Annotated in this window: 21 protein-coding genes and 1 pseudogene; 9 read left to right on the top strand and 13 right to left on the bottom strand. The window is 71.9% G+C overall.

Annotated features, from left to right (window positions below; translation table 11 throughout):
- Positions 1–45: 45 nt before the first annotated feature.
- The gene (locus ACWD6P_RS28915) at positions 46–639 is read right to left on the bottom strand and encodes a DUF2017 domain-containing protein (protein ID WP_451447110.1); all 594 of its coding nucleotides are present in this window, start codon (positions 637–639) and stop codon (positions 46–48) included.
- Positions 636–989: an ATP-dependent Clp protease adapter ClpS gene (gene clpS / locus ACWD6P_RS28910; RefSeq protein ID WP_451447109.1), complete on the bottom strand. Its 354-nt coding sequence runs from the start codon at positions 987–989 to the stop codon at positions 636–638. The genes ACWD6P_RS28915 and clpS overlap by 4 nt, the downstream gene beginning before the upstream one ends.
- Before the next feature lie 152 nt (positions 990–1,141).
- Between clpS and ACWD6P_RS28905 the strand changes: the two genes are divergently transcribed.
- Both ACWD6P_RS28905 and ACWD6P_RS28900 read left to right on the top strand, forming a co-directional pair.
- On the top strand, positions 1,142–2,470 hold the full coding sequence (locus ACWD6P_RS28905; protein ID WP_451447108.1) for a nicotinate phosphoribosyltransferase: 1,329 nt from the start codon (positions 1,142–1,144) through the stop codon (positions 2,468–2,470).
- 93 nt (positions 2,471–2,563) lie between these two features.
- Positions 2,564–3,160, top strand: a complete 597-nt coding sequence (locus ACWD6P_RS28900) for an isochorismatase family protein (RefSeq protein ID WP_451447107.1) — start codon at positions 2,564–2,566, stop codon at positions 3,158–3,160.
- Positions 3,161–3,287: 127 nt separating this feature from the next.
- Here ACWD6P_RS28900 and ACWD6P_RS28895 read toward each other — a convergent pair.
- Together ACWD6P_RS28895 and ACWD6P_RS28890 are read right to left on the bottom strand one after the other, a co-directional pair.
- A pseudogene (locus tag ACWD6P_RS28895) lies at positions 3,288–3,638 on the bottom strand (hypothetical protein); the annotation flags it as partial.
- A gap of 123 nt (positions 3,639–3,761) precedes the next feature.
- On the bottom strand, positions 3,762–6,152 hold the full coding sequence (locus ACWD6P_RS28890; RefSeq protein ID WP_451447106.1) for an immune inhibitor A domain-containing protein: 2,391 nt from the start codon (positions 6,150–6,152) through the stop codon (positions 3,762–3,764).
- A 385-nt stretch (positions 6,153–6,537) separates the two neighbouring features.
- Here ACWD6P_RS28890 and ACWD6P_RS28885 point away from each other — a divergent pair, with 385 nt between their 5' ends.
- Entirely contained in the window at positions 6,538–6,894 is a 357-nt protein-coding gene (locus ACWD6P_RS28885) for a hypothetical protein (RefSeq protein WP_451447105.1), read from the top strand.
- 4 nt (positions 6,895–6,898) lie between these two features.
- Here the strand turns inward: ACWD6P_RS28885 and ACWD6P_RS28880 are convergent, their stop codons facing one another.
- Positions 6,899–7,594 (bottom strand): RDD family protein, encoded by a 696-nt coding sequence (locus ACWD6P_RS28880; RefSeq protein ID WP_451447104.1) that lies wholly within the window; start codon positions 7,592–7,594, stop codon positions 6,899–6,901.
- A 129-nt stretch (positions 7,595–7,723) separates the two neighbouring features.
- Positions 7,724–9,250: an RDD family protein gene (locus ACWD6P_RS28875; RefSeq protein WP_451447103.1), complete on the bottom strand. Its 1,527-nt coding sequence runs from the start codon at positions 9,248–9,250 to the stop codon at positions 7,724–7,726.
- A 236-nt stretch (positions 9,251–9,486) separates the two neighbouring features.
- Between ACWD6P_RS28875 and ACWD6P_RS28870 the strand changes: the two genes are divergently transcribed.
- Positions 9,487–9,963 (top strand): SsgA family sporulation/cell division regulator, encoded by a 477-nt coding sequence (locus ACWD6P_RS28870; RefSeq protein WP_451447102.1) that lies wholly within the window; start codon positions 9,487–9,489, stop codon positions 9,961–9,963.
- Between the two features lie 130 nt (positions 9,964–10,093).
- Here ACWD6P_RS28870 and ACWD6P_RS28865 read toward each other — a convergent pair whose 3' ends face one another.
- The 4 genes from ACWD6P_RS28865 to hppD form a co-directional block, all read right to left on the bottom strand.
- A complete protein-coding gene (locus tag ACWD6P_RS28865; protein WP_451447101.1) occupies positions 10,094–11,536 on the bottom strand; it encodes a dihydrolipoyl dehydrogenase family protein in 1,443 nt (480 codons plus the stop codon).
- Between the two features lie 84 nt (positions 11,537–11,620).
- Complete coding sequence (locus tag ACWD6P_RS28860; RefSeq protein WP_451447100.1) at positions 11,621–11,911, bottom strand: ribosomal protein L7/L12; 291 nt, start codon at positions 11,909–11,911, stop codon at positions 11,621–11,623.
- 138 nt (positions 11,912–12,049) lie between these two features.
- Positions 12,050–13,414, bottom strand: coding sequence for an FAD-binding oxidoreductase (locus tag ACWD6P_RS28855; protein WP_451447099.1), 1,365 nt, complete (start codon positions 13,412–13,414; stop codon positions 12,050–12,052).
- 117 nt (positions 13,415–13,531) lie between these two features.
- Entirely contained in the window at positions 13,532–14,689 is a 1,158-nt protein-coding gene (hppD, locus tag ACWD6P_RS28850; RefSeq protein ID WP_451447098.1) for a 4-hydroxyphenylpyruvate dioxygenase, read from the bottom strand.
- 129 nt (positions 14,690–14,818) lie between these two features.
- Here hppD and ACWD6P_RS28845 point away from each other — a divergent pair, with 129 nt between their 5' ends.
- From ACWD6P_RS28845 to ACWD6P_RS28825, 5 genes are all read left to right on the top strand, one after another.
- On the top strand, positions 14,819–15,286 hold the full coding sequence (locus ACWD6P_RS28845; RefSeq protein WP_451447097.1) for an Lrp/AsnC family transcriptional regulator: 468 nt from the start codon (positions 14,819–14,821) through the stop codon (positions 15,284–15,286).
- A gap of 20 nt (positions 15,287–15,306) precedes the next feature.
- Positions 15,307–15,954 (top strand): ABC transporter permease, encoded by a 648-nt coding sequence (locus tag ACWD6P_RS28840; protein ID WP_451447096.1) that lies wholly within the window; start codon positions 15,307–15,309, stop codon positions 15,952–15,954.
- Entirely contained in the window at positions 15,947–17,230 is a 1,284-nt protein-coding gene (locus tag ACWD6P_RS28835) for an ATP-binding cassette domain-containing protein (RefSeq protein WP_451447095.1), read from the top strand. Before ACWD6P_RS28840 ends, ACWD6P_RS28835 begins: the two co-directional genes overlap by 8 nt.
- A gap of 104 nt (positions 17,231–17,334) precedes the next feature.
- The gene (locus ACWD6P_RS28830) at positions 17,335–18,132 is read left to right on the top strand and encodes an ABC transporter permease (RefSeq protein WP_451447132.1); all 798 of its coding nucleotides are present in this window, start codon (positions 17,335–17,337) and stop codon (positions 18,130–18,132) included.
- Positions 18,129–19,127: a glycine betaine ABC transporter substrate-binding protein gene (locus ACWD6P_RS28825; RefSeq protein WP_451447094.1), complete on the top strand. Its 999-nt coding sequence runs from the start codon at positions 18,129–18,131 to the stop codon at positions 19,125–19,127. The genes ACWD6P_RS28830 and ACWD6P_RS28825 overlap by 4 nt, the downstream gene beginning before the upstream one ends.
- Before the next feature lie 40 nt (positions 19,128–19,167).
- Here ACWD6P_RS28825 and ACWD6P_RS28820 read toward each other — a convergent pair whose 3' ends face one another.
- The 3 genes from ACWD6P_RS28820 to ACWD6P_RS28810 all read right to left on the bottom strand — a co-directional run bounded on the left by ACWD6P_RS28820 (position 19,168) and on the right by ACWD6P_RS28810 (position 22,949).
- The gene (locus ACWD6P_RS28820) at positions 19,168–19,956 is read right to left on the bottom strand and encodes a YlbL family protein (RefSeq protein WP_451447093.1); all 789 of its coding nucleotides are present in this window, start codon (positions 19,954–19,956) and stop codon (positions 19,168–19,170) included.
- A gap of 112 nt (positions 19,957–20,068) precedes the next feature.
- Positions 20,069–20,710 (bottom strand): IclR family transcriptional regulator, encoded by a 642-nt coding sequence (locus ACWD6P_RS28815; RefSeq protein ID WP_399146955.1) that lies wholly within the window; start codon positions 20,708–20,710, stop codon positions 20,069–20,071.
- A gap of 442 nt (positions 20,711–21,152) precedes the next feature.
- Positions 21,153–22,949, bottom strand: coding sequence for a DEAD/DEAH box helicase (locus ACWD6P_RS28810; protein ID WP_451447092.1), 1,797 nt, complete (start codon positions 22,947–22,949; stop codon positions 21,153–21,155).
- Positions 22,950–23,170 lie beyond the last annotated feature (221 nt).

Here is a 23,170-nt window from a genome sequence, read left to right as displayed (position 1 = left end):
CCGCTGAGCGAACACCCGGGCGCCCGGACGGCGCGCCCGGGGCGGTCAGCCCATCAGCGACTCGACCAGCGTCTCCTGGAGGCCGCCGAGCCACAGGTAGGCCATCACCATCGGCTTGCGCGGGTCGCTGTCCGGCAGGCGCAGCAGCTCGCCGCCGTCTTCCTCGTCGGTGACCTCCAGACGGGTGCCGATGGCCAGCCTGAGGTCGTTGAGGGCGCCCAGCCACTGCCGGCACTCGCCGGGCTTGAGCCGCAGCACGGCGTCCTCCCCGGCCGGCGCGAGCGTGTCCAGGCCGCGGATCAGCGTGAGGGCGTCCTCGCGCTTGCGGGAGCGCAGGTCGTTCTCGGTGTAGCGGCGGAACTCGGCGGCGGCGGCGCGTACGTCGTCGTCCGGGACGAGGTCGGGACCGCCGTAGGCGTCGGGGAAGAGACGGGCCAGGACCGGGTCGGCGGGCGGTTCGCTGGGGCCGTCGTTGAAGATCGACGCCAGCAGGTCGTCGCTCTCGCTGTCGGTGGCCTCCTCGCCCGGGCCGAGCAGCTCGATCAGCTGGACGGCCAGGCTGCGCAGGATGGAGATCTCGACCTCGTCGAGCGGTACGGCGGCGCCGCCGTCGGGCAGCGGCTCGAAGTGCCCGGTCATCGGCGGTCCTGCTGAAGGGTCGCCCACAGGCCGTAGCCGTGCATGGCCTGCACGTCCCGTTCCATTTCCTCGCGGCTGCCGCTGGAGACCACGGCGCGGCCCTTGTGATGGACGTCGAGCATCAGCTGGTGCGCCTTGTCCTTGGAGTAGCCGAAGTACGTCTGGAAGACATAGGAGACGTAGCTCATGAGGTTGACGGGGTCGTTGTGGACGATCGTGACCCACGGGACGTCGGGTTCGGCGACCTCGAAGGGGGCCTCGCTCGACTCGGGACGCTCGATCTCGACCGGGACACTGAGCGTGCAGCGGTACGGCCGGAGCGTGATCGCTGGGGACGGGTGGGCACTCACAGGCCCCATGCTGCCACCCGGGGGCGGGCGGCGCACAAATGCCCCTCGCGCAGGCCGCGTCGGCGCGTTGCGCACATCCGCTCCCGGAGGCGCCCGGGGGCATCCGCCCCACTATCGTCAAAGTGACGAGTAATGGGGGTAGCATCTTGACCATGAACACAGCAGACCTGGGGCTGCCGGTGGCCGTGCCGTCGACTGCGCTCTTCACCGACCAGTACGAACTCACCATGCTGCAGGCCGCGTTGCGGTCCGGCACGGCGGACCGCCGCTCGGTCTTCGAGGTCTTCACCCGCCGGCTGCCCGAGGGCCGCCGCTACGGCGTGGTGGGCGGCACCGGCCGGGTGCTGGACGCGGTGGAGAACTTCCGCTTCGACGAGACCATCCTGGGCTTTCTGCGTGAGCGCGGCATCCTCGACGAGCCGACCCTCACATGGCTGGCCGACTACCGCTTCCGCGGCGACATCTGGGGCTACCCGGAGGGCGAGGTCTACTTCCCCGGCTCCCCGGTCATGCGCATCGAGGGCACCTTCGCCGAGGCGGTCCTCCTGGAGACGGTGATCCTCTCGATCCTCAACCACGACTCCGCGGTGGCCGCGGCCGCCTCCCGGATGTCGGTGGCGGCCGGCGACCGCCCGCTGATGGAGATGGGCGCCCGCCGCACCCACGAGCTCGCCGCGGTGGCCGCGTCCCGCGCCGCGTACGTCGGCGGCTTCCACACCACCTCCGACCTGGCGGCCGGCTTCCGCTACAACATCCCCACCGTCGGCACCAGCGCCCACGCCTTCACCCTGCTGCACGACACCGAGCGGGACGCCTTCACCGCGCAGGTCGACACCCTCGGCAGCGGCACCACCCTGCTGGTGGACACCTTCGACGTCACCGAGGCGGTGCGCGCCGCCGTGGAGGTGGCCGGCCCCGGCCTCGGCGCCGTACGGATCGACTCCGGCGATCTGCTGCTGATCGCCCACCGCGTGCGCCAGCAGCTGGACGAGCTGGGCGCCACCAAGACCAAGATCGTGGTGACCAGCGATCTGGACGAGTACGCCATCGCCTCACTGGCCGCCGCGCCGGTGGACGCGTACGGGGTCGGCACCCAGCTGGTGACCGGCAGCGGGCACCCGACCTGCTCGATGGTCTACAAGCTGGTCGCCCGCGCCGACAGCGACGAGCCGGGCGCGCCGCTGCGGCCGGTGGCGAAGAAGTCGATGGGCGCCAAGACCTCGGTCGGCGGCCGCAAGTGGGCCGCCCGCCGGCTCGACGAGGACGGCGTCGCGGCGGCCGAGGTCGTCGGCACCGGGCCGGTCCCGGCGGAGCTGGACGACCGGCAGCTGCAGGTCCCGCTGGTGAGCGCCGGCCAGATCGTGGCCCGCGAGCCGCTGGACGCCGCCCGGGACCGGCATATCGCCGCCCGCGCCGGCCTGCCCCTGTCGGCGACCCAGCTGTCGCGGGGGGAGGCGGTCATTCCCACCGAGTATGTGTAGGGCGCTCCCGCAATCCCCCTCCAGTGGCTACCCTCGGTCACACCACCGCGCCGCGCCCCTCCCCCACCGACTCCCAGCCGGAAGGCACGCACCATGCACCGGGCATTGATCGTCGTTGACGTGCAGAACGACTTCTGCGAGGGCGGCAGTCTCGCGGTGGCGGGAGGTGCGGACGTCGCGGCGGCCATCACCGATCTGATCGGGCAGACGGCCGGCGGCTGCTACCGGCACGTCGTGGCCACCCGGGACCACCACATCGACCCGGGTGATCACTTCTCCGACCACCCCGACTACGAACGCACCTGGCCGGTGCACTGCGTCGCCGGCACCGAGGGCAGCGGATTCCACCCCAACTTCGCGCCGGCCATCGCCTCCGGCGCGATCGACGCGGTCTTCGACAAGGGCGCCCACACCGGCGCGTACAGCGGTTTCGAGGGCACCGACGAGACCGGCACCCCGCTGGCGGACTGGCTGCGCGACCACGGCGTCACCGAGGTCGACGTGGTCGGCATCGCCACCGACCACTGCGTACGGGCCACCGCCCTCGACGCGCTGCGGGCCGGGCTGCGCACCCATGTCCTGCTGGACCTGACGGCCGGCGTCCTCCCGCACACCACCGAGCGGGCCATCGAGGAGCTGCGGGCGGCGGGCGCCGAGCTCACCGGCAAACCGGTGGTCGCCGGCGGCTGAGCCCGCCGCGGCCTCAGGCCGCCCGCCCCCTGCCCGCCGTCCCGCCGCCCGGGGGTCCGAGCACCGGGGCCGGCATGGGCGCCGGAGCCGGAGCCGGCCCGGGCGTCACGGCCGGGGCCGGGGCGGGCCCGGCCGTCGCGGCCGGGTGGGCCTGGGGCCGCAGCAGTGCGCGTATCGGGTGCCAGGACTCCGTGTCGTCGTCCGGGGTCTCGCGCCAGACCAGGCCGTCCGGGTGGTGGAGTACGGCGGTGATCTCGTCGGGCGTCGGCGGCTCGGTGTTGCCGCGGAGGTAGACGGAGCGCAGGCCGAGGTTGCGCAGCCTGGTCAGGGCGCGCTGGCGGTTCACGGCGTGGACCAGGACCCGGACCCGGCAGCCGCAGTCGTACGGGCCGGACCGCGGGCCGTGGGGCGGTCTGGGCAGCGACAGGGCGACCACCACGCTTCCGCCGGGAAGCCTGATGAAGCCGCCACCGGACATGGACATATCTCCCCCGTGAGACTCGACGTCAACAAGGAACTGCAGGATGCATCTAAACGCGAATCGGCCGCCGCCCGCTAGTGGGCGACGGCCGATTCGACTCTGACCTGCGGCTTTTATCTTTTACTTACCTGCGGGACCCACCTGGAGCGTCACCGTGGAGCCGTCCTTGGCCTCCTTGGCGATCTTGATCCGGGTGTTGGTGTCAGTAACGATCACACCACCGGTCGGGTTCGCCTTGTCGTAGTAGACGCCGTGCCGGTCGTCGAAGAGCGTCACACCGCGCTTGGACTTGATCGTCACCGGCTTGCCGTCCTTGTGGAGGGTGAGGGCGTCGGTCCGGTAGCGGGTGAAGGTCGAGTCGTAGGACTGGAAGCGGTTGCGCATCAGCTTGCCGTCGGCCCAGCGCTCGGCCTTGGGGTGCGCGTCAATGGGGAGGATCTGGCCGTAGCCGGGGTGCTGGCCGACGTTGTTGTCCGGCTGCGAGGTGTCCCACAGCCAGATCAGCACGCCGTTCTGGTACGGGAAGTGCTCCACCCAGCCCGGCTTGGCGGTGGTCCAGCCGAAGTTGTACGGGCCGACCTTGAGGGTCTTGTCGTACGACACGTACTGGCGGTTCTCGGCGATGTAGTACTGCGGGTAGTCCTTGGTGAAGGACGCCCCGATGCGCGAGAAGCCCTTGCTGGTCCAGCCGTTGTCGCCGCCCTCGGCGTTGTCGCTGAACAGCGGCTGCCCGTCGGCGAGCACGCTGACGGCGTCGGCCGCGAAGCCCTTCTGGGCGGCGCCACCGTCGGTCTGGTAGCGGAAGCGCAGGTCGAACTTCTTGCCCGCGTAGGCGTCCAGCGGGTAGACGAGGTCCTGGTAGGCGGTCACGGTGCCGGTCAGCGCGGGCTTGTCGCTGCCGTCACGCGGGATGGCCTTGCCGCCCGCGGTGCCGTCCAGCGCCGTCCAGTTGGCGCCGCCGTCGGTGGAGACCTCGGCGTAGAGGTAGTCGTAGTCCTTCTCGATGTCCCACCAGCCCTTGAGCGTCAGCGACGCCTTGGCCTTGCCGGTCAGGTCGACCGGCCGGGACAGGGTGTTCTTCAGGTCGTTGCCCATGTCGCTCCACCACTGCTTGGAGCCTTCCGCGGGCGCGACGATGTCGGTCTTGACCGCCTTGGCGGGCAGCTCGACGACCACCGCCTGCTTGTCCTTGGTGTTGTACTCGGCGACGCCCAGCTTGTGGGTGGACTTGGTGGCGGCCTTCGCCTTGCCGTAGTTGAGCCAGCCCAGCTGCAGCTTGTCCCAGGCGCTCATGTCGCCGGGCAGGTCGCCGATGGAGTCCTTGCCGGTGCCGAGCCAGGAGCCGCCCGACATCAGCGACCAGAAGTCCACCGAGGACTCGCCGGTGCCGGAGGTGTCGTACTCGTCCGGCAGGCCCAGGTCGTGACCGTACTCGTGGGCGAAGACGCCGAGTCCGCCGTTCTCGGGCTGCATCGTGTAGTCGCCGACCCACAGGCCGGTGTCGCCGATCTGGGTACCGCCGGCCTTGTTCTCGCCCGGTCCGGTCTTGCCGGCGTCGGTGCCGTACGCGTACCAGCGGTGCGCCCAGATGGCGTTGGTCTTCTGGACGCCGCCGCCGGCGGACTCGTCCTCGCCGGCGTGCACGATCTGGAAGTGGTCGATGTAGCCGTCGGGCTCGTTGAAGTTGCCGTCGCCGTCGTGGTCGTAGCGGTCCCACTGGTCGTACTTGGCGAGGTCGGTCTTGATCTGGGCGTCGGTACGGCCGGCCGCCTTCTGGTCCTTGGCCCACTGGTTGACGCCGTCGCGGATCAGGTCCCAGGCGTTGGAGCAGTTGGTCTGGCCGCAGTAGTTGGAGCCGTAGCGGGCCTCGTTCCAGTCGACCTTGACCCAGTCGGAGACCTCGCCCTCGACGGAGTAGCGGCCCGAGGACTGCTTCTCGTAGTACTTGGCGAGCGACTGCTTCTTCTTGTCGTGCGAGAAGTACAGGTCCTGGAAGTGCTGCCGGTTGTAGTCCTTCTGCCAGGCCGTGCTGTTGTCCTTGGCACGGTCCGGCTCGGCTATCTGGTTGTGCGCCGGCCCGGCGTCGCCGCCGTACTTCTTGACCGGGGGCTTGGGGCCGTCGCCGTCCGGGTCGAACATCGTGGTGTCGTCGACCTTGTCGCCGAAGTCCACGAGGACGGTGAAGATCCGGTCGGTCTTCTCCCGGGCCAGCTCGACGTACTTGCTGCGGCCGAGCTTGACGACCCGCGAGCCGTCCCGCTCGGTGGCCTTGGCGTCACCGGAGATGACCTGCTGGAGGGCCTCCTTGCGCGCCGCCTCCTGCCTGTCGCTGAACGGCCCCTTGAGGTCGTGGTCCACGGTCCGCTCGGGCGCCGGGTCATGGCGCTTGGCGGCGGGCGACGGTCCCTGCGGGTCGGCGGTGGCCACCCCCGAAGACAAAGCGGCCGCCCCGATCGCGGCGATCGCCGTGGCCAGGGCGGCCGGTCTGAACACCCTTCTGTGGTCTCTCACTTCGCGCTGTCCTCCCCTAGACGCGGTCACTGTTCGAGGGCATTCGACCGGAAGTACGGGGAAAAAGACAGGTCTTGACTTGGTCACGTCAGCGAAATACGTTGAGCGGTTTTCGCATCGCGGCTGTCGCACACGGGCCCCAGGGCGGCGCGCACAGGGGCAGGAGCCGGGCGTATATGCCTGTCGCGCATGCGCCCCCGTCCCGAACAGCCATGACACACCCAGGTGTTCGACCGGACCGGTGCCGTGTGCGCCCCCGTGCCTCCGCACCGTGGGTTAGGTCACGCTTACCTGGCGTTCCGCTCGGGCAGTAAGGACCGTAGGCTCGTGTGATGGCGCGACCTTGACCGACCCCCCTGCCGACCCTCCGAGGACGGATTCCGCCATGCCTCGTCCGACTGCCACCCAGCTCGCCTACGGTTCGGCCACCGTCTTTCTCTCCACCCTCGCGATGCTGCTGCTCTCCCAGACGCAGACCGGGATCGGGGTCGCGGTCATCGCCATCGCCGGGCTCGGGCTCGGGCTGCTGGTCGCCATGACGGCGCCGATCCCGGGCGTGGTGAGGGTGGTGCGGCGGCACGGCGGAAGGGCCAAGGCACCGGCCGCGCCCGTGGCGTTGCAGGCCCCGCCGGCCCAGACACAGCCGTCCGCGCCCTCGCCGTCATCGCCGTGCGGACGCCCGGCACGGGCGCGGGTCGCCCCGGCGGCAGGGGCGCGCGAGGCCGGCGCCGCCGAGTCCTAGGGCTCTACGACGGTTCAGGGCCGGGCCCGCGGCCCGTCTCCGTGGAGACCACCACGGTCTTCGCCGCCTTGTCGTGCAGACACTGCTGATACGGCTTGTCCCAGGTGCACCACAGGACGTTGACCAGCCAGAAGATGGGGCCGCAGCACGGCACGACCTCCGGCAGCGTATAGACCGCGGCCCGGATCCAGGCCGCCTGGGGGGTCGGGACCGTGCCGTTCACGAGCATCGCCACCCGGATCTTCATCGCCATCTTGCCGACGGTCTGACCGCGGCTGGAGAGCATCAGCCCCTCGTAGACGAGGTAGGCCAGCATCGTGACGCCCGATACCGTCCACTGTTTGCCGGCCTCGACGTTGCTGGTGCTGACGTAGTCCACCCCGCCGACGAGCACGGACATGATCACGGAGACCGGCACACCGATCAGGATCGCGTCGATGATGCGCGCCACCAGACGCCGGCCGCGGTGCGCCAGCGGCGGCATCCCGGCCAGCGGATCGGCCGCCCCGTACTGCCCGCCGTAGGGGTCACGGTCATACGGGCCGACGCCGTACGGCGATCCTCCCGGCGGCGGGGGCGGCGGAGCACCTCCCGGGGGCGGCTGCCCTCCCGGAGGCGGCGGGCCTTCGCCGCCGCCCGTGCCGCCGCCCTGCGGTGAGCCGTTGCCGGGGGTGCCGTTTCCGGGCTGCTCGGTACTCATGGCCCGAGTCGACCCCCTGCCGGGGCGGACCGCATCCGGCGAGGTCCGATCGGCGTACGGGGGCCGCACCGGCGGGGTACCGCGCCCACCGGGACGGCGGCCGGCCCGGGCCGCCGGCCGCGAAGGCCGTCAGTCGGACGCGACGAAGGTGCGCGCCAGCTTGTCGTGCCAGCACTGCCGCCACGGCTGGTCGAAGACGCACCACACCACGTTCACCACGCCGACGGCCAGCACGCCGAGCACGCTGTAGAGGAACCAGCGCTTGAGCGCGGCGGCCAGCGTCGGGGTGTCATGGCTCTCGATGTCCAGGACCCTGATCCCGCACAGCTTCTTGCCCAGGGTGCGGCCCCACTTGAGCATCGGCAGCGCCTCGTAGAGCGCGCCGCCGACCAGCAGGACGGCCAGGATCGTGGCGAGGACCGGGGCGGTGGTGCCGTCGATCAGATAGACCGTCACCTGGCGGCCGGACTGCTTGGCCGCCTCGACCTTGGCGTCGATGTGGTCGGTGACCGTGCTCCACATGGGGACGGCCACCGCGGCGGTGACCGCGCCCAGCACCAGTGTGTCGATCAGCCGGGCCGCCAGCCTGCGGCCGAGCCCGGCCGGGTGGCCCTGTGCGGCCTGCGCGGCGGCGAAGAAGGGGTCGTTGTCGGTCGGCGGCTTCCAGGGGATGACGCCCTCGGCGCCGCCGCCCTGCGCCGGGGACGCGCCGCCGCCCTGCGCGGGGAACCCGGCCGACGGCGCGGGCGCCTGCCGGCCGGGGTGCTGTGCGGGGCTGTGCGGGGCGGGGGCCTGGTTCTGCGGTGCGGGCCGGCCCTGCTGCTGGCCGCCGGACGGCAGCGACTGCGGGGCGCCGCCGGCGGGGGCGGTGGACTGCGGCCGCCCGGCGCCGGAGACGCGGATCGCCATGGTCTCGTTGGCCTTGGCGGGCTGGGCTGCCTGGGCTGCCTGACCGGCGTTGGGCCGTACCGCGCGGATCGCCGTGGTGCCCTGGTCGCCGGAGTCCGGGCGGCGCCCGGCCGGGTTGACGGCACGGATGGTGACCGTCCCGTCGGCCGGGGCCTCGGTCGGGCGCGGCGCGGGCGTGGCCGACGAGGACGTACCGGGTACGTCGGCCGCTCCGGTCCGCTCGTCGCGCTGCGGCGGCACCCCGCCCCAGGAAGCGCCGCCCGACGGCGTCCCCGGCGGCGCCTGGTCCGGCGAGCCCCAGGAGACCCGGCGGTCGGCCTCGCCGCCGAAGCCGCTCTGCCGGGAGGCGTCGGCCTGCCAGGCGGAGGCCGGTTCGGGGCCGGTGCCGTGCAGGCGGGCCGGGTCGTCCCAGCTCGCGGCGGCGGGCCGGGCCTCGGTCTCACCGCTGCGGCGGACCTCGGGAACCCCGCTGCCGCCGGCCGCCTCCTCGTCGAGGAAGACCGGCCCGGTCTCCTCGACGACCGACACGGGGCCCTGCTCAAGGGGAACCGACGGCTTGGGGGACGGCGCCGGGACCGCGCCGGGCGGCGGCGCGGGCATCGCCTCGCCCTCCGCGGGGGCGGGCCGGCTGGTGCCCGGCACCCATGCGGCACCGTTCCAGTACCGGATGTAGCCGGGGATGGACGGGTCCGGGTAGAAGCCTGGCGTGGGGCTGCCGCCGGCGGATCCTGAGGTAGGGGCGCTCATGTCCGAAGTCCCGTATCTGTACTCGGCCTGGTGGGTGTGGGCAGCAGTCTGCCGCAACGCGGCGTCCACATCTATCAGACCCCGGGTCGCAGCGTGCTCCTGCCCGCCCACGACCACCTGGAAGAGGCCCGGGAAAAAAGTTGTACGAAGTCGCGTAAGGGTCGGGCGCCGGGCGCCTCTCTAGTGGGTGCGGGCCCGTCCCAGGTCCGCGCAGGAGAACACGAGAGGCGGACCGCATGCACACCGTGGTGGAACGAGAACTGGAGCTGGGCCTTGTCCTGTCGCCGGAGCGCAGTATTCCGGTGCCGGCGCGGCTGACGTACCGGACGGATGACCCCTATGCCGTCCATGTCACCTTCCATGTGGGTTCGGACTCGCCCGTCACCTGGACGTTCGCCCGCGAACTGCTCGTCGAGGGCGTGTTCCGGCCGTGCGGCCAGGGCGATGTGCGGGTGTGGCCGACGAAGGTGGACGGCCGCAGCGTGGTCTGTATGGCGCTGAACTCCCCGGACGGCGAGGCCCTCCTTCAGGCACCGGCCGCGGCGGTCTCGGCGTGGCTGGAGCGCACCTTGCGGGTGGTCCCGCCCGGGGCCGAGCAGCGGCATCTGGGCCTGGACAAAGGGCTGAGCGAGCTGCTGGCGCTGACGTCGCGGGACGATCCGTGGCCGGGCGAGCCCTGGTCCTCCGACGAGCCTCCCCAGGCCGGGGCGTAACGGGGTGCCCGGCAAGCACCCGGGGAGTGCGTCCTTAGGGCCTGCTCCAGGGGCCGGCGCGGCAGCGAGCCGGGCCGGCCTCGCTGATGGCGGGTTCCGGCTGCGGTGGGCCCTGGGGAGGGGGCAGGGCCTAGCCGCGATAGGACTCCAGCAGCCGCAGCCACACCTCGCTGATCGTCGGGTACGCCGGTACCGCGTGCCACAGCCGCTCGATGGGGACCTCGCCCGCCACCGCGACCGTCGCCGAGTGCAGCAGCTCGCCGACGCCGGGGCCGACGAAGGTGGCGCCGAGCAGCACCTCGCGGTCCAGGTCGACGACCATCCGGGCGCGGCCGCGGTAGCCGTCCGCGTACAGGGAGGCCCCGGCCACCGCCCCCAGGTCCTGGTCGACCACCCGGGTCCGGTACCCGGCCCGCTCCGCCGCGGCGGCGGTCAGGCCCACCGAGGCGGCCTCGGGGTCGCTGAAGACGACCTGCGGGACGGCGCGGGTGTCCGCGGTGGCGGAGTGCGCGCCCCAGGGGTCGGACTCCAGGATCGGGACGCCCCGGGCCCGGGCGGCGATCGCGGCGCCGGCGATCCGGGCCTGGTACTTGCCCTGGTGGGTCAGCAGGGCGCGGCGGTTGACGTCGCCGACGCCGTAGAGCCAGCCGCCGGTCACCCCCGTCACCCGGCAGCTGTCGTCGACCTCCAGCCAGGAGCCGGGCGCAAGTCCCACCGTCTCCAGGCCCAGGTCGTCGGTGCGCGGGGCCCGTCCGGTGGCGATCAGCAGTTCGTCGGCGACGATCTCGTCGCCGGTGTCCAGGACGACGGTCACCGGGCCGCCCGGGGCCTCCCGGCGCACCTCCCGCACCTCCACGCCGGTGCGCAGGAACGCGCCCGCCTCGGCGAGCGATTCGGCGACGAGATGGCCGGCGAACGGCTCCATACGGGGCAGCAGCCCGTCGCCGCGGACGAGGAGCGTCACGGAGGCGCCCAGGGCCCGCCAGGCGGTGGCCATCTCCACGCCCACCACGCCCCCGCCGACCACCACCAGCCGGCCCGGTACGGCCTTGGCGCTGGTGGCGTCGCGGCTGGTCCAGGGCCTGGCGACGGCGAGTCCCGGAATGTCGGGCAGCACCGCGCGGCTGCCGGTGCACACCGCGACCGCGTGCCGTGCGGTGAGCACCCGGCCCCCGTCGACGACGACCCGGCGGGGCCCGGCCAGCCGGCCCTGTCCGCGCACCAGGTCGATGCCGGCCGAGTCGAGCCAGCGGACCTGTCCGTCGTCCTTCCAGTAGGAGGCGAAGGCGTCGCGGTGGGCGAGTACGGCGGAGGCGTCCAGCGGGACGTCCGCGGCCTCTTTGAGGCCGGGCACCCGGCGGGCCTCGGAGCGGGCGGTGACCGGGCGCAGCAGGGCCTTGCTGGGCATGCAGGCCCAGTAGGAGCACTCGCCGCCGAGCAGTTCGCTCTCCACGATCACCGCGCTCAGTCCGGCGGCGTGCGCCCGGTCGGCGAGGTTCTCGCCGGTCGGACCCCCGCCCAGCACGATGACGTCGTACTCATCGGCGGCACTGGTCGCTTCGGTCGCTGCCATCGGCTCTCGCTCCCTGGGGTGGGCTCAGGCGGCCCGGCGGACGGGCCCGGCGGTCCTTCCGGCCATCCTCTGCCCAGGCGGCCGTCAGCGCATCCGGCGTTCGACCGCCTCCTTGGCCTCGGCGAGCCCGGAGCCGGTCAGCTCGCGGTGCACCTTGATCGCCTGGATCTTCTTGCCCTGCGCCAGCAGGTCGTCGATCTCGGCCATACGGGGGTCCGCGGGCTCCTGGACACCGGCCTCGGCCAGGAGCAGGTCGACCTTCCGCTCCAGCCGCTGGAGGCGGCGGTCGAGGGTCTTGGAGCGGCGGTCGGTGGCCGAGGCCACCATGGCGACGGCGAGTACGAGCAGGGCGATACCGGGGATCAAGGAGTCCATGGGGGGACTCTATGAGGCGGCGGGCGGGGGCGGCGGGGCGGGGGCCATGGACACGACAGGCGGGTGCGCCCCCTGTGGTTCTGACAACGGTCCGGGGGCGGGAGGGATTCCGCGGGAGGGGGCCGGGCGGGGTGCGCGTCAGAAGAGCTTTCCGGGGTTCAACAGGCCCAGCGGGTCGAAGACTTCCTTGATGCCGCGCTGCAACTCCAGGCCAACGGGCCCGAGTTCGCGGGCCAGCCACTCCTTCTTCAGGACGCCGACGCCGTGTTCGCCGGTGATCGTGCCGCCCAGGCTCAGGCCGAGCGCCATGATGTCGTCGAAGGACTCGCGGGCCCGGCGGGACTCGTCGGGGTCGGCGGCGTCGAAGCAGACGGTGGGGTGGGTGTTGCCGTCGCCGGCGTGTGCGCAGACGCCGATGGTCAGGCCGTGCTTCTCGGCGATGGCGGCGGTCCCGTCGAGCATCTCGGCGAGCCGGGAGCGCGGTACGCAGACGTCGTCGATCATGGTGGCGGACTTGACCTTCTCCAGTGCGGTCAGGGTCAGCCGGCGGGCCTGGAGCAGCAGGTCGGACTCAGCGGCGGTCTCGGCGGGCACGACCTGGGTGGCGCCCGCCGCGGTGCACAGCGCGCCGACGGCGGCGAGATCGGCGGCCGGCTCGGGGGTGTCGAAGGCGGCCAGCAGCAGCGCCTCCGTGGTGTCCGGGAGGCCCATCTGCGCCATGTCGTTGACGGCGCGGATGCTCGTACGGTCCATCAGCTCCAGCAGCGAGGGGGCGTGGCCGCGCGCCATGATCTCGCAGACGGCCTCGCAGGCGGCCGCGGCGGAGGGGAACTCGGCGGCCAGCGCGAGCTGCCGGGGCGGTTCGGGCCGCAGGGCGAGGGTGGCGCGTACGACGATGCCGAGGCTGCCCTCGGAGCCGACGAAGAGGCGGGTGAGGTCGTAGCCGGCGACGCCCTTGGCGGTGCGGCGGCCGGTGGTCAGCAGGCGGCCGTCGGCGAGGACGACGTCCAGGCCGAGGACGTACTCGGCGGTGACGCCGTACTTGACGCAGCACAGGCCGCCGGAGGCGGTGCCGATGTTGCCGCCGATGGAGCACTGCTCCCAACTGGAGGGGTCGGGCGGGTAGTAGAGGCCGTGGGCGCCCACGGCGCGGGAGAGGACGGCGTTGATGACGCCGGGCTCGACGACCGCGATCCGGTCGACGGGGTTGATCTCGATGATCCGGTCCATCTTGACCAGCGAGAGCACGATGCAGCCGTCGGAGGCGTTGGCGGCGCCGGACAGACCGGTCCGCGCGCCCTGGGGGACGACCGGTACCCGCAGGGCGGTGGCGGTCCGCATCACGTGCTGGACCTGTTCGACGGTGCGCGGCAGGACGACCACGGCCGGCGTACCGGCCGCGCAGAAGCTCGCCATGTCGTGGGCGTAGGAGCCGGTGACGTCCGGGTCGGTGAGGATCGTCTCCTCCGGGAGCCCGGTGCGCAGCTGTTCGATGAGGTCCATGCCTTCAGCCTCCCACGAGGGGCCAGCGCGCAGCGCTGTCTTCTGGGGGTGGAGGTCGGGTGACGGGCGGGCGGGCCGTACACGGAAGATCGTGTACGGCCCGTGGGCCCCCGGCGGTCAGAGGTTGCCGCGGCGTTCCTGCTCGCGCTCGATGGCCTCGAAGAGCGCCTTGAAGTTGCCCTTGCCGAAGCCCAGGGAGCCGTGCCGCTCGATCATCTCGAAGAAGACGGTGGGGCGGTCCTGGACCGGCTTGGTGAAGATCTGCAGCAGGTAGCCGTCCTCGTCGCGGTCCGCGAGGATCTTCAGCTCGCGCAGCTCGTCGATCGGCACGCGGGTGTCGCCGACCCACTCGCCGAGGGTGTCGTAGTACGAGTCGGGCACGTCGAGGAACTCGACGCCCGCGGCCCGCATCTGGCGCACCGTCGCGACGATGTCGTTGGTGGCGAGGGCGATGTGCTGCACGCCGGGGCCGCCGTAGAACTCCAGGTACTCGTCGATCTGCGACTTCTTCTTGGCGATCGCGGGCTCGTTGATCGGGAACTTGACCTTCTTGGTGCCGTCGGCGACGACCTTGGACATCAGCGCGGAGTACTCGGTGGCGATGTCGTCGCCGACGAACTCCTTCATGTTGGTGAAGCCCATGACCTCGTTGTAGAAGGCCACCCACTCGTTCATCTTGCCGAGTTCGACATTGCCGACGCAGTGGTCGATCGCCTGGAAGAACCGTTTCTGCGGTGCCTCGACCACGGGCTCGGCGGCGACGAAGCCGGGCAGGTAGGGGCCGTCGTAGCCGGTGCGCTCGACGAGGGTGTGCCGGGTCTGGCCGTAGGTGGCGATGGCGGCCAGGACGACGGTGCCGTGGTCGTCCTTGAGCTCGTGGGGCTCCTCGAGGCCGGTGGCGCCGTGGGCGACGGCGTACTCGTAGGCGGCGCGGGCGTCGGGGACCTCGATGGCGAGGTCGACGACGCCGTCGCCGTGGGCCGCGACATGGTCGGCGAGGAAGCGGCCCCATGCGGTGGCGGGCTTGATGACGGAGGTGAACACGAAGCGGGCGCCGCCGGATTCGAGCACATAGCTCGCGGTCTCGCGGTTGCCGTGCTCCGGCCCGGAGTAGGCGACGCGCTTCATGCCGAAGGCGGTGGAGTAGTAGTGCGCGGCCTGCTTGGCGTTGCCGACGGCGAAGACGACCGCGTCCATCCCCTTGACCGGGAAGGGGTCCGCCTGCCGAGCCGAGCTGGGGGTGGTGGGCTGGGTGTGCATCGTGGTGTCTGCCATGGCCGCAGAGTCCCTCCGATCCACAAGATGCGCAATAGTTTGTGAATCCGCTGGGCATTATGCATAGCAGCCGCGCAGATCAGCCGGGCTATCTGTACATGATGACCATCGAAAACGAGGGAGCCGGCGATGGCGATCGATCATTTGGACGGGGCGCTGCTGGAGCTGCTCGCGAAGGAGCCGCGGATCGGCGTCCTGGAGGCGTCTCGGCGGCTGGGGGTGGCGCGCGGGACGGTCCAGGCCAGGCTCGACCGGCTTCAGTCGAATGGAGTGATCAGGGGTTTCGGGCCGGACGTGGACCCGGCGGCGCTCGGCTACCCCGTGACCGCGTTCGCGACCCTGGAGATCAAACAGGGGCAAGGCAATGACGTACGGGCCCACTTGACCACCGTTCCCGAGGTGCTGGAGCTGCATACAACGACGGGACATGGGGACATGCTCTGCAGGCTCGTCGCCCGCTCCAACGCCGATCTGCAGCGGGTGATCGACCTGGTGGTGGGCTTTGATGGCATTGTGCGGGCCTCGACGGCGATCGTCATGGAAAATCCGGTTCCGTTGCGGATCATCCCGCTGGTGCAGCAGGCATCGGGAGACTGACCGACCGAGGAGAGCGACGGGTGAGCTTCTGGGAGTACGTCGGCAACCGGCACGCACAGCTGCTGATGGACACGTACCAGCACGCCAGCGCGGTCTTCCAGTGCATGGTGATCGCCACCCTGCTGGGGGTGTGCATCGGCGTGGTCACCTACCGCAGCGAGTGGGCGGGCAGCCTCGCCACCACCACGACCGCCACCATCCTGACCATCCCCTCGCTGGCCCTGATCGGCCTGCTGATCCCGGTCGTCGGCCTGGGCGTCGCCCCGACGGTCATCGCGCTGACCCTGTACGGGCTGCTGCCGGTGGTCCGCAACGCCATCGTCGGGCTGCGCGGGGTGGATCCGGCGCTGGTCGACGCGGCCAAGGGCATCGGGATGTCGCGCGCCGCCCGGCTGCTGCGGGTCGAACTGCCGCTGGCCTGGCCGCCGATCCTCACCGGCATCCGGGTCGCCACCCAGATGCTGATGGGCATCGCCGCGATCGCCGCCTTCGCCTCCGGCCCCGGTCTCGGCAACGAGATCTTCCGCGGGATCGCCTCACTGGGCAGCGCCAACTCCCTCAACCAGGTGCTCGCCGGCACCCTCGGGATCGCCGTGCTCGCCCTGCTCTTCGACGCCGCATACGTCCTGATCGGACGCCTGACCATCTCCAGGGGGATCCGTGCCTGAGACGAACGGGAAGACCGGTGCTGCCGCCGCCTCCGGCGCGGGCATCCGGCTGGAGAACCTGACGAAGGTCTACCCGGGCAGCCCCGCCCCCGCGGTGGACGACGTCAGCATGGAGATCAAGGCCGGCGAGATCGTGATCTTCGTGGGGCCGTCGGGCTGCGGCAAGTCCACCACCCTGAAGATGATCAACCGGCTGATCGAGCCGACGTCGGGACGGATCCGGATCGGCGACGAGGACGTCACCGGCATCGACCCGGTCAAACTGCGCCGCAAGGTCGGCTACGCCATCCAGGCCTCCGGCCTCTTCCCGCACATGACCGTCGCCCAGAACATCGCGCTGGTCCCCAAGATGATCGGCTGGTCCCGGGCCAGGATCGCGGGCCGCGTCGAGGAGATGCTCGACCTGGTCGGCCTGGACCCCGGCGAGTTCCACGGCCGCTACCCGCGCCAGCTCTCCGGCGGCCAGCAGCAGCGCGTGGGCGTGGCGCGGGCGCTCGCCGCCGACCCGCCCGTCCTGCTGATGGACGAGCCGTTCGGCGCCGTCGACCCGATCACCCGCGACCACCTCCAGGACGAGCTGATCCGGCTCCAGCACGAGCTGCGCAAGACCATCTGCTTCGTCACCCACGACTTCGACGAGGCCATCAAGCTCGGTGACCGCATCGCGGTGCTCCGCGAGCGCTCCCACATCGCCCAGTTCGACACCCCTGAGGCGATCCTCACCCACCCCGCCGACGACTTCGTCTCCGGCTTCGTGGGCGCGGGAGCGGCACTCAAGCGGCTGAACCTGACCCGCGTACGGGACGTGGGCGTGGTCGACTTCCCCACCGCCGGGATCGACGACCCGCTGCAGTCGCTCTTCGACCAGCTCGCCTCCGGCGGGCACAACGAACTGCTGCTGCTGGACCGCAACCGCCGCCCGTACAAGTGGCTGCGGCGCAGCGATCTCACCCGCGCCAAGGGGTCGCTGGCGCGGGCCGGCACCCTGGTCGCCGACACGGTCACCCGGGACGCGACGCTGCGCGACGCCCTGGAGGCGGTGCTCACCGACAGCACGGGCCGGGTCGCGGTCACCGGGCGGCGCGGCGAGTACATCGGCGTGGTCGACATGGAGACGCTGATGAACAACGTCCATGAGCTGCTGGAGGCGGACCGCCTGGAGGCCGCCGAGCAGCGGCACGAGCTCCGGGAGGAGCACGGCCGGCAGACCCGGCGCGAGCAGGAGGGCACCGGCGCCGCGGGCGGCCCCGAGGGCGGTCCGGGGAGCCGGGCGTGAGCGGCGACGGCGGCGGTGGGCCGCGCCGCGAGGAGAGCGGTCCGCGGCGGCGCGAGCACCGGCCGAGCACCCACGAGGCCCTCGCCTTCCGCGACGACGTCGAGATGGAGCAGCGGGAGGTGGCGGCCGGTGAGGCGCCCACCCCGTCCGCCCCGCCCGGCGCGCGCCGGATCAGCTGGCAGAAGTGGACCTTCATGCCGGCCTTTCTGCTCGCCGCGCTGCTGGCCACCTGGCTGTGGTTCCGCGGCGCCCGTCTGGACTCCATCGCCCATCAGGCGGTGGACGACGGCAAGGTGTGGCTGGCACTGCGCCAGCACATCCAGCTGACCGCCGTCTCCACCTTCTTCGTCCTGATCATCGCGATCCCGCTGGGCATCGCACTGACCCGGTCCCGGCTGCGGCGCGCCACCCCCTTCGCGATGGCCTTCGCCAACCTCGGCCAGGCCGTCCCCGCCCTGGGCCTGCTGATCCTGCTGGTGATCTGGCTGGGCATCGGCGCCCGCTCGGCGATCGTCGGCATGGTCGTCTACGCCGTGCTGCCGGTCCTCGCCAACACCATCGCCGGGCTGCGCGGCATCGACCCGACGCTGACGGAGGCGGCCCGCGGTATCGGCATGTCCCCCACCGGCGTACTGAGCAAGGTCGAACTGCCGCTGGCGGTGCCGCTGATCCTGGCGGGCGTACGGACCGCGCTGGTGCTGAACGTCGGCACCGCGACGCTGGCCACCTTCGGCGGGGGCGGCGGCCTGGGCGATCTGATCTCGGCGGGCATCGTCACCCAGCGGATGCCCGTCCTCGTCCTGGGCTCGGTGCTGACCGTGGCGCTCGCCCTGCTCGTCGAGTGGCTGGCCTCGCTCGCCGAACTGCTGCTGCGGCCGCGCGGCCTGGAGGTGGCCGCATGAAGCCCCGCCGGCGCCCGCCCGCCGCCCGCTCCCGCACCGTGGTGGCCCTGCTGGCCGCCCTGACGCTCGGCGGCTGCGGGCTGGTCAGCGGCAGTGCGATGACCGACACCGTACGGCCCGGACCGCACGCCGGCTACGCGGACCGCCCGCTCAGCGGGGCGCAGCTGACCGTGGCCTCGAAGGAGTTCACCGAGCAGATCATCCTCGGCCAGATCATGGGCATCGTCTTCGAGGCGGCCGGCGCCAAGGTCGTCGACCGGACCAGCATCCAGGGCTCGATCGGCGCGCGCGAGGCCGTCCGGTCCGGCACGGCGGACGCCGCGTACGAGTACACCGGCACCGGCTGGATCACCTACCTCGGCCACACCGAGCCCATCGTCGACCCGATCGAGCAGTGGAAGGCGGTCCGCGACGAGGACCGCAGGAACGGCGTCGTCTGGCTGCCGCCCTCGACACTGAACAACACCTACGCGCTGGCGCTGAGCCCCGCCGACGAGAAGAAGTACGGCACGAAGACACTCTCGGACCTCGGCGAACTGCTGAAGAAGGACCCGGCCGCGGTCACCCTGTGCGTGGAGAACGAGTTCGCCACCCGTAACGACGGGCTGCCCGGCATGACCAGGAAGTACGGCATGAAGATCCCGCCCGGCCAGGTCCAGCGGATGGCCGCCGGGGTCATCTACACCCAGATCAGGCAGGGCGGCAGCTGCACCTTCGGCGAGGTGTACACCACCGACGGCCGGATCAAGGCGATGAACCTGCGGCTCCTCGCCGACGACCGGCACTTCTTCCCCAACTACAACGCCGCCCCCGAGATCAACGCCGCGTCGCTGAAGAAGCACCCGGCCATGGCCAAGGTGCTGGCCCCGGTCACCAAGGCGCTCGACAACACCGTCGCCCAGGAGCTGAACCGCAAGGTCGATGTGGACGGCGAGGACCCGCACGAGGTCGCCAAGGAGTGGCTGCTCCAGGAGGGGTTCATCAAGGAGGGGTGACCAGGGCCTGTCCCATGGGTCAGGGCCGGGCGCCCGGGCGCTACGGGGCCTCGCAGCTGGGCACCTTGCCCCCGGTCCGCAGCGCCTTCAGCGCGTCGACCGCGCCGTCGAGCGTCGTGACGGGGATCAGCCGCAGGCCCTTCGGCAGCTCCGCGGCGGCGTCGGCGCACTCCTTGCGGGGCACCAGGAAGACCGAGGCGCCGTCGCGGTGCGCGGCCTGGGTCTTGAGCGGGACCCCGCCCACCGCGCCGACCGTGCCGTCGGCGGTGATCGTGCCCGTACCGGCGATGGTCCGGCCGCCCGTCAGGTCGTGCCCCGCGCCGTCGCCGTCCAGCTTGTCGACGATCCCGAGGGCGAACATCAGCCCGGCGCTGGGCCCGCCGACGTCCGCGAGGCTCAGCTTGACCTCGACGTCCTTGGCGGACCGGTTCAGCTGCCCCAGCGCGGCCTCGGTGGCGGTGTCCTGCGACCGCTCCATCTGCTCCGCGTTGTGCTCGGCGATCTCCTCGGTGCTGTCGCCGACCGGATAGACCGCCTCCCTGGGCATCACGGCCTCGTCCGAGCGGAACCAGCCCCCGACGATGTCCGGCAGACGGACGGAGGCCTCCGGGCCGGTGGCGACGATCGAGGTCATCCGCAGCTCGCCGCTCGTCTTGCGGGTCCCGGCACCGCTGATCGTGATCACCGGCTTGCCCTTGTCCTCACCGAGGACGTTCGCCGTCATCCCCGGATACGCCACCGAGTACGGCAGCGGGGCGAGGACCGCGGTGACGAGCAGGGCGACGACGAGGGCGGTGCAGAGCGCCAGGGCGCGAGCGCGTGAGGACACCCCGCCACCCTAAATGACCCCTGCCCCACCAGGCCCGGACGGCGCTGCGCACTCACCGCACGGCCACCCCGCCTTCACACTCCGTGGGCCCGGGGCCGGGCCCACCGCCTGCTCACCGCAGCGCCTCGGACACCTCCCGGGCCGCGTCGACCACCCGCGGGCCGATCCGCTCGGAAACGTTGTCGGCGAGCATCACCACACCCACGCTCCCCTCGATCCCGCTCACCCCGAGCAGCGGCGCCGCCGCGCCGCTCGCGCCGGCCTCCAACTCCCCGTGCGTCAGGGCGAGTCCGGCGTCCTGGAGCCGGCCCTGGCGGGCCTTGAGGATCGCCCGCCCGGCGGCCCCCCGGTCGAGCGGATGACGGAAACCGGCCCGGTAGGCCACGTGGTAGTCGGTCCAGGTCGGCTCCACGACGGCGACGGCCAGGGCCTCGGTACCGTCGACCAGGGTGAGGTGCGCGGTGGCCCCCACGTCCTCGGCGAGCGACCGCAGCGCGGGCAGCGCCGCCTCTCTGACCAGCGGATGCACCTGACGCCCCAGGCGCAGTACGCCGAGGCCCACCCGGGCCCGGCCGCCGATGTCGCGGCGCACCAGAGCGTGCTGCTCCAGCGTGGCCAGCAGACGGTAGACCACGGTCCGGTTGACGCCGAGCTTGTTGGAGAGCTCGGTGACGGTCAGCCCGTGGTCGGTGTCGGCGAGAAGTTTGAGGACGCGCAGTCCTCGGTCGAGTGTCTGAGAGGTCTCTGCGGTCACGACGCCCCTCCTGGGTCAGTGGCGGCCGAGGGGCGACGCGCTGCGGGTCCCGGAGCAGCGCGCGCAAGAGGCCGCCGGCCGCATGGCACCGGCTGCGCTCCGCGGCGGCGCTGCCACGGGGCGTGTGCGTGACCGGGACAGTAGCGATCCAGTCCGGTCAGCGGAAGAGTCCGTCCAGAATCCGGGCTACCCCGCCCGGAATATCCCGATTGGCCCGCTGAAGGGGACGTGTTGTGTTTCAGGCTGGGCTACGAGGTGCCCTATGCGGACATAGGCGGAAGGGTGGAGGGGGCGCGAAGGGGAGCCCGTCACGGGGGGACGGGCGAAGGGGGCGTCGGCACGAGGGGACGGACGGCCGGACGGGCGCCGGCACAGGGAAACGGGCCGGAGGACGGGCACCGGCACTCCCGCCGGACCGCCCGCCGCGCTCCCCCGGACGCCCTCACCGCATCCGCGTGGCCCACTCCCGTACCTTCTTGATCCGCTCGGTCAGCTGCCCGGCGGTGGCCTCCGCGCTCGGCGGTCCGCCGCACACCCGGCGCAGCTCGGTGTGGATCACCCCGTGCGGCTTGCCGCTCTGGTGGACATACGCCCCCACCAGCGTGTTCAGCTGCTTCCTCAGCTCCAGCAGCTCCTTGTGCGTCACCACCGGGCGCCGCTCGGCCGGTATCTCCAGCAGATCCGCCTCCGCGTCCGGCTTCTTCCTGCTGTGCGCGATCTGCCGGGCCTGCCGCTTCTGCAGCAGCATCTGCACCTGGTCGGGCTCCAGCAGCCCCGGGATGCCGAGGTAGTCCTGCTCCTCTTCACTCCCCGCATGGGCCTGCATACCGAACTCGGCACCGTCATAGAGGACCCGGTCGAAGACCGCCTCCGACTCCAGAGCCTCGAACGAGAACTGCTCCTGCTCCCCGGTGTCCTCGTCCTGCTCCTTGTTCGCCTCCTCCATCTCCTTCTCGGATTCGGCGTACGGGTCCTCCTCCCCGTCCTTCTTCGGCTTGTCGAGCACGTGGTCGCGCTCGACCTCCATCTCGTTGGCGAAGCCGAGCAGCGTCGGGACGGTGGGCAGGAAGACGGAGGCCGTCTCGCCGCGCTTGCGCGACCGTACGAAGCGCCCCACCGCCTGCGCGAAGAACAGGGGGGTCGAGATGGTGGTGGCGTACACCCCGACCGCGAGGCGCGGCACGTCGACGCCCTCCGACACCATCCGCACCGCGACCATCCAGCGCTCCTGCGAGTGCGAGAAGTCGTCGATGCGCTGGGAGGCGCCGGAGTCGTCGGACAGCACGAGGGTGGCGCCCTGCCCGGTGATCTCCCGGATCAGCTTGGCGTACGCCCGCGCCTGCTCCTGGTCCGAGGCGATGACCAGCGCGCCCGCGTCCGGGATGGACTTCCTGACCTCGGTCAGCCGCTGATCGGCGGCGCGCAGCACATTCGGCATCCAGTCGCCGCGCGGATCCAGCGCGGTCCGCCACGCCTGGGAGACCGCGTCCTTCGTCATCGGCTCGCCCAGGCGGGCCGCGATCTCGTCCCCGGCCTTCGTCCGCCAGCGCATATTGCCGCTGTAGGAGAGGAAGATGACCGGCCGGACCACGCCGTCGCCCAGCGCGTTGCCGTATCCGTACGTGTAGTCGGCGGCCGACCGCCGGATCCCGTCGTTGCCCTCCTCGTACGTCACGAAGGGGATCGGGTTGGTGTCCGACCGGAAGGGCGTACCGGTCAGCGCGAGCCGCCGGGTGGCCGGCTCGAACGCCTCCAGACACGCCTCGCCCCAGGACTTCGAGTCACCGGCGTGGTGGATCTCGTCGAGGATCACCAGCGTCTTGCGCTGCTCGATGCGGTTGCGGTGCAGCATCGGCCGTACGCCCACGCCCGCGTAGGTCACCGCGACACCGTGGTACTCGCGGCCCAGCGGCCCGGCGCTGTACTCGGGGTCGAGCTTGATCCCCACCCGGGCCGCCGCCTCCGCCCACTGCTTCTTCAGATGCTCGGTCGGCGCGACGACCGTGACCTGCTGCACGACGTGGTGGTGCAGCAGCCACGAGGCGAGGGTGAGCGCGAAGGTCGTCTTGCCGGCCCCGGGCGTCGCGACGGCGAGGAAGTCTCTCGGCTGGCTCTGGATGTACCGGTCCATGGCCGCCTGCTGCCAGGCACGCAGCTTGTTCGCGGTACCCCAGGGGGCCCGCCCCGGAAAGGCCGGGGACAGGTGATGGCTGTTGGTGGCACTGGTGGTGGTAGTCACGGTCTCCGTCGGCTGGGTCGGCGGTCGGCAACCGCGCAAGCCTATCCGCTGCGCTGGGCTGGCTTTCCATGTGTGCGGCCCTTCCGCTGCGCTTTGCCTGGGCCGACGTTTGGCTTGCTCGCCGTTGCGCCTGCGGCGGGCGGTGCGTGCCGCTGCGCGGGGCTTTTCGGGGTGCGGTGGCGGTCCTCCGGGGCAGGGTGTCCGGACTGCTTCGCTTTACG

Source organism: Streptomyces sp. NPDC002446 (assembly GCF_053595675.1).
This window is presented reverse-complemented; position numbering and strand designations above follow the sequence as displayed.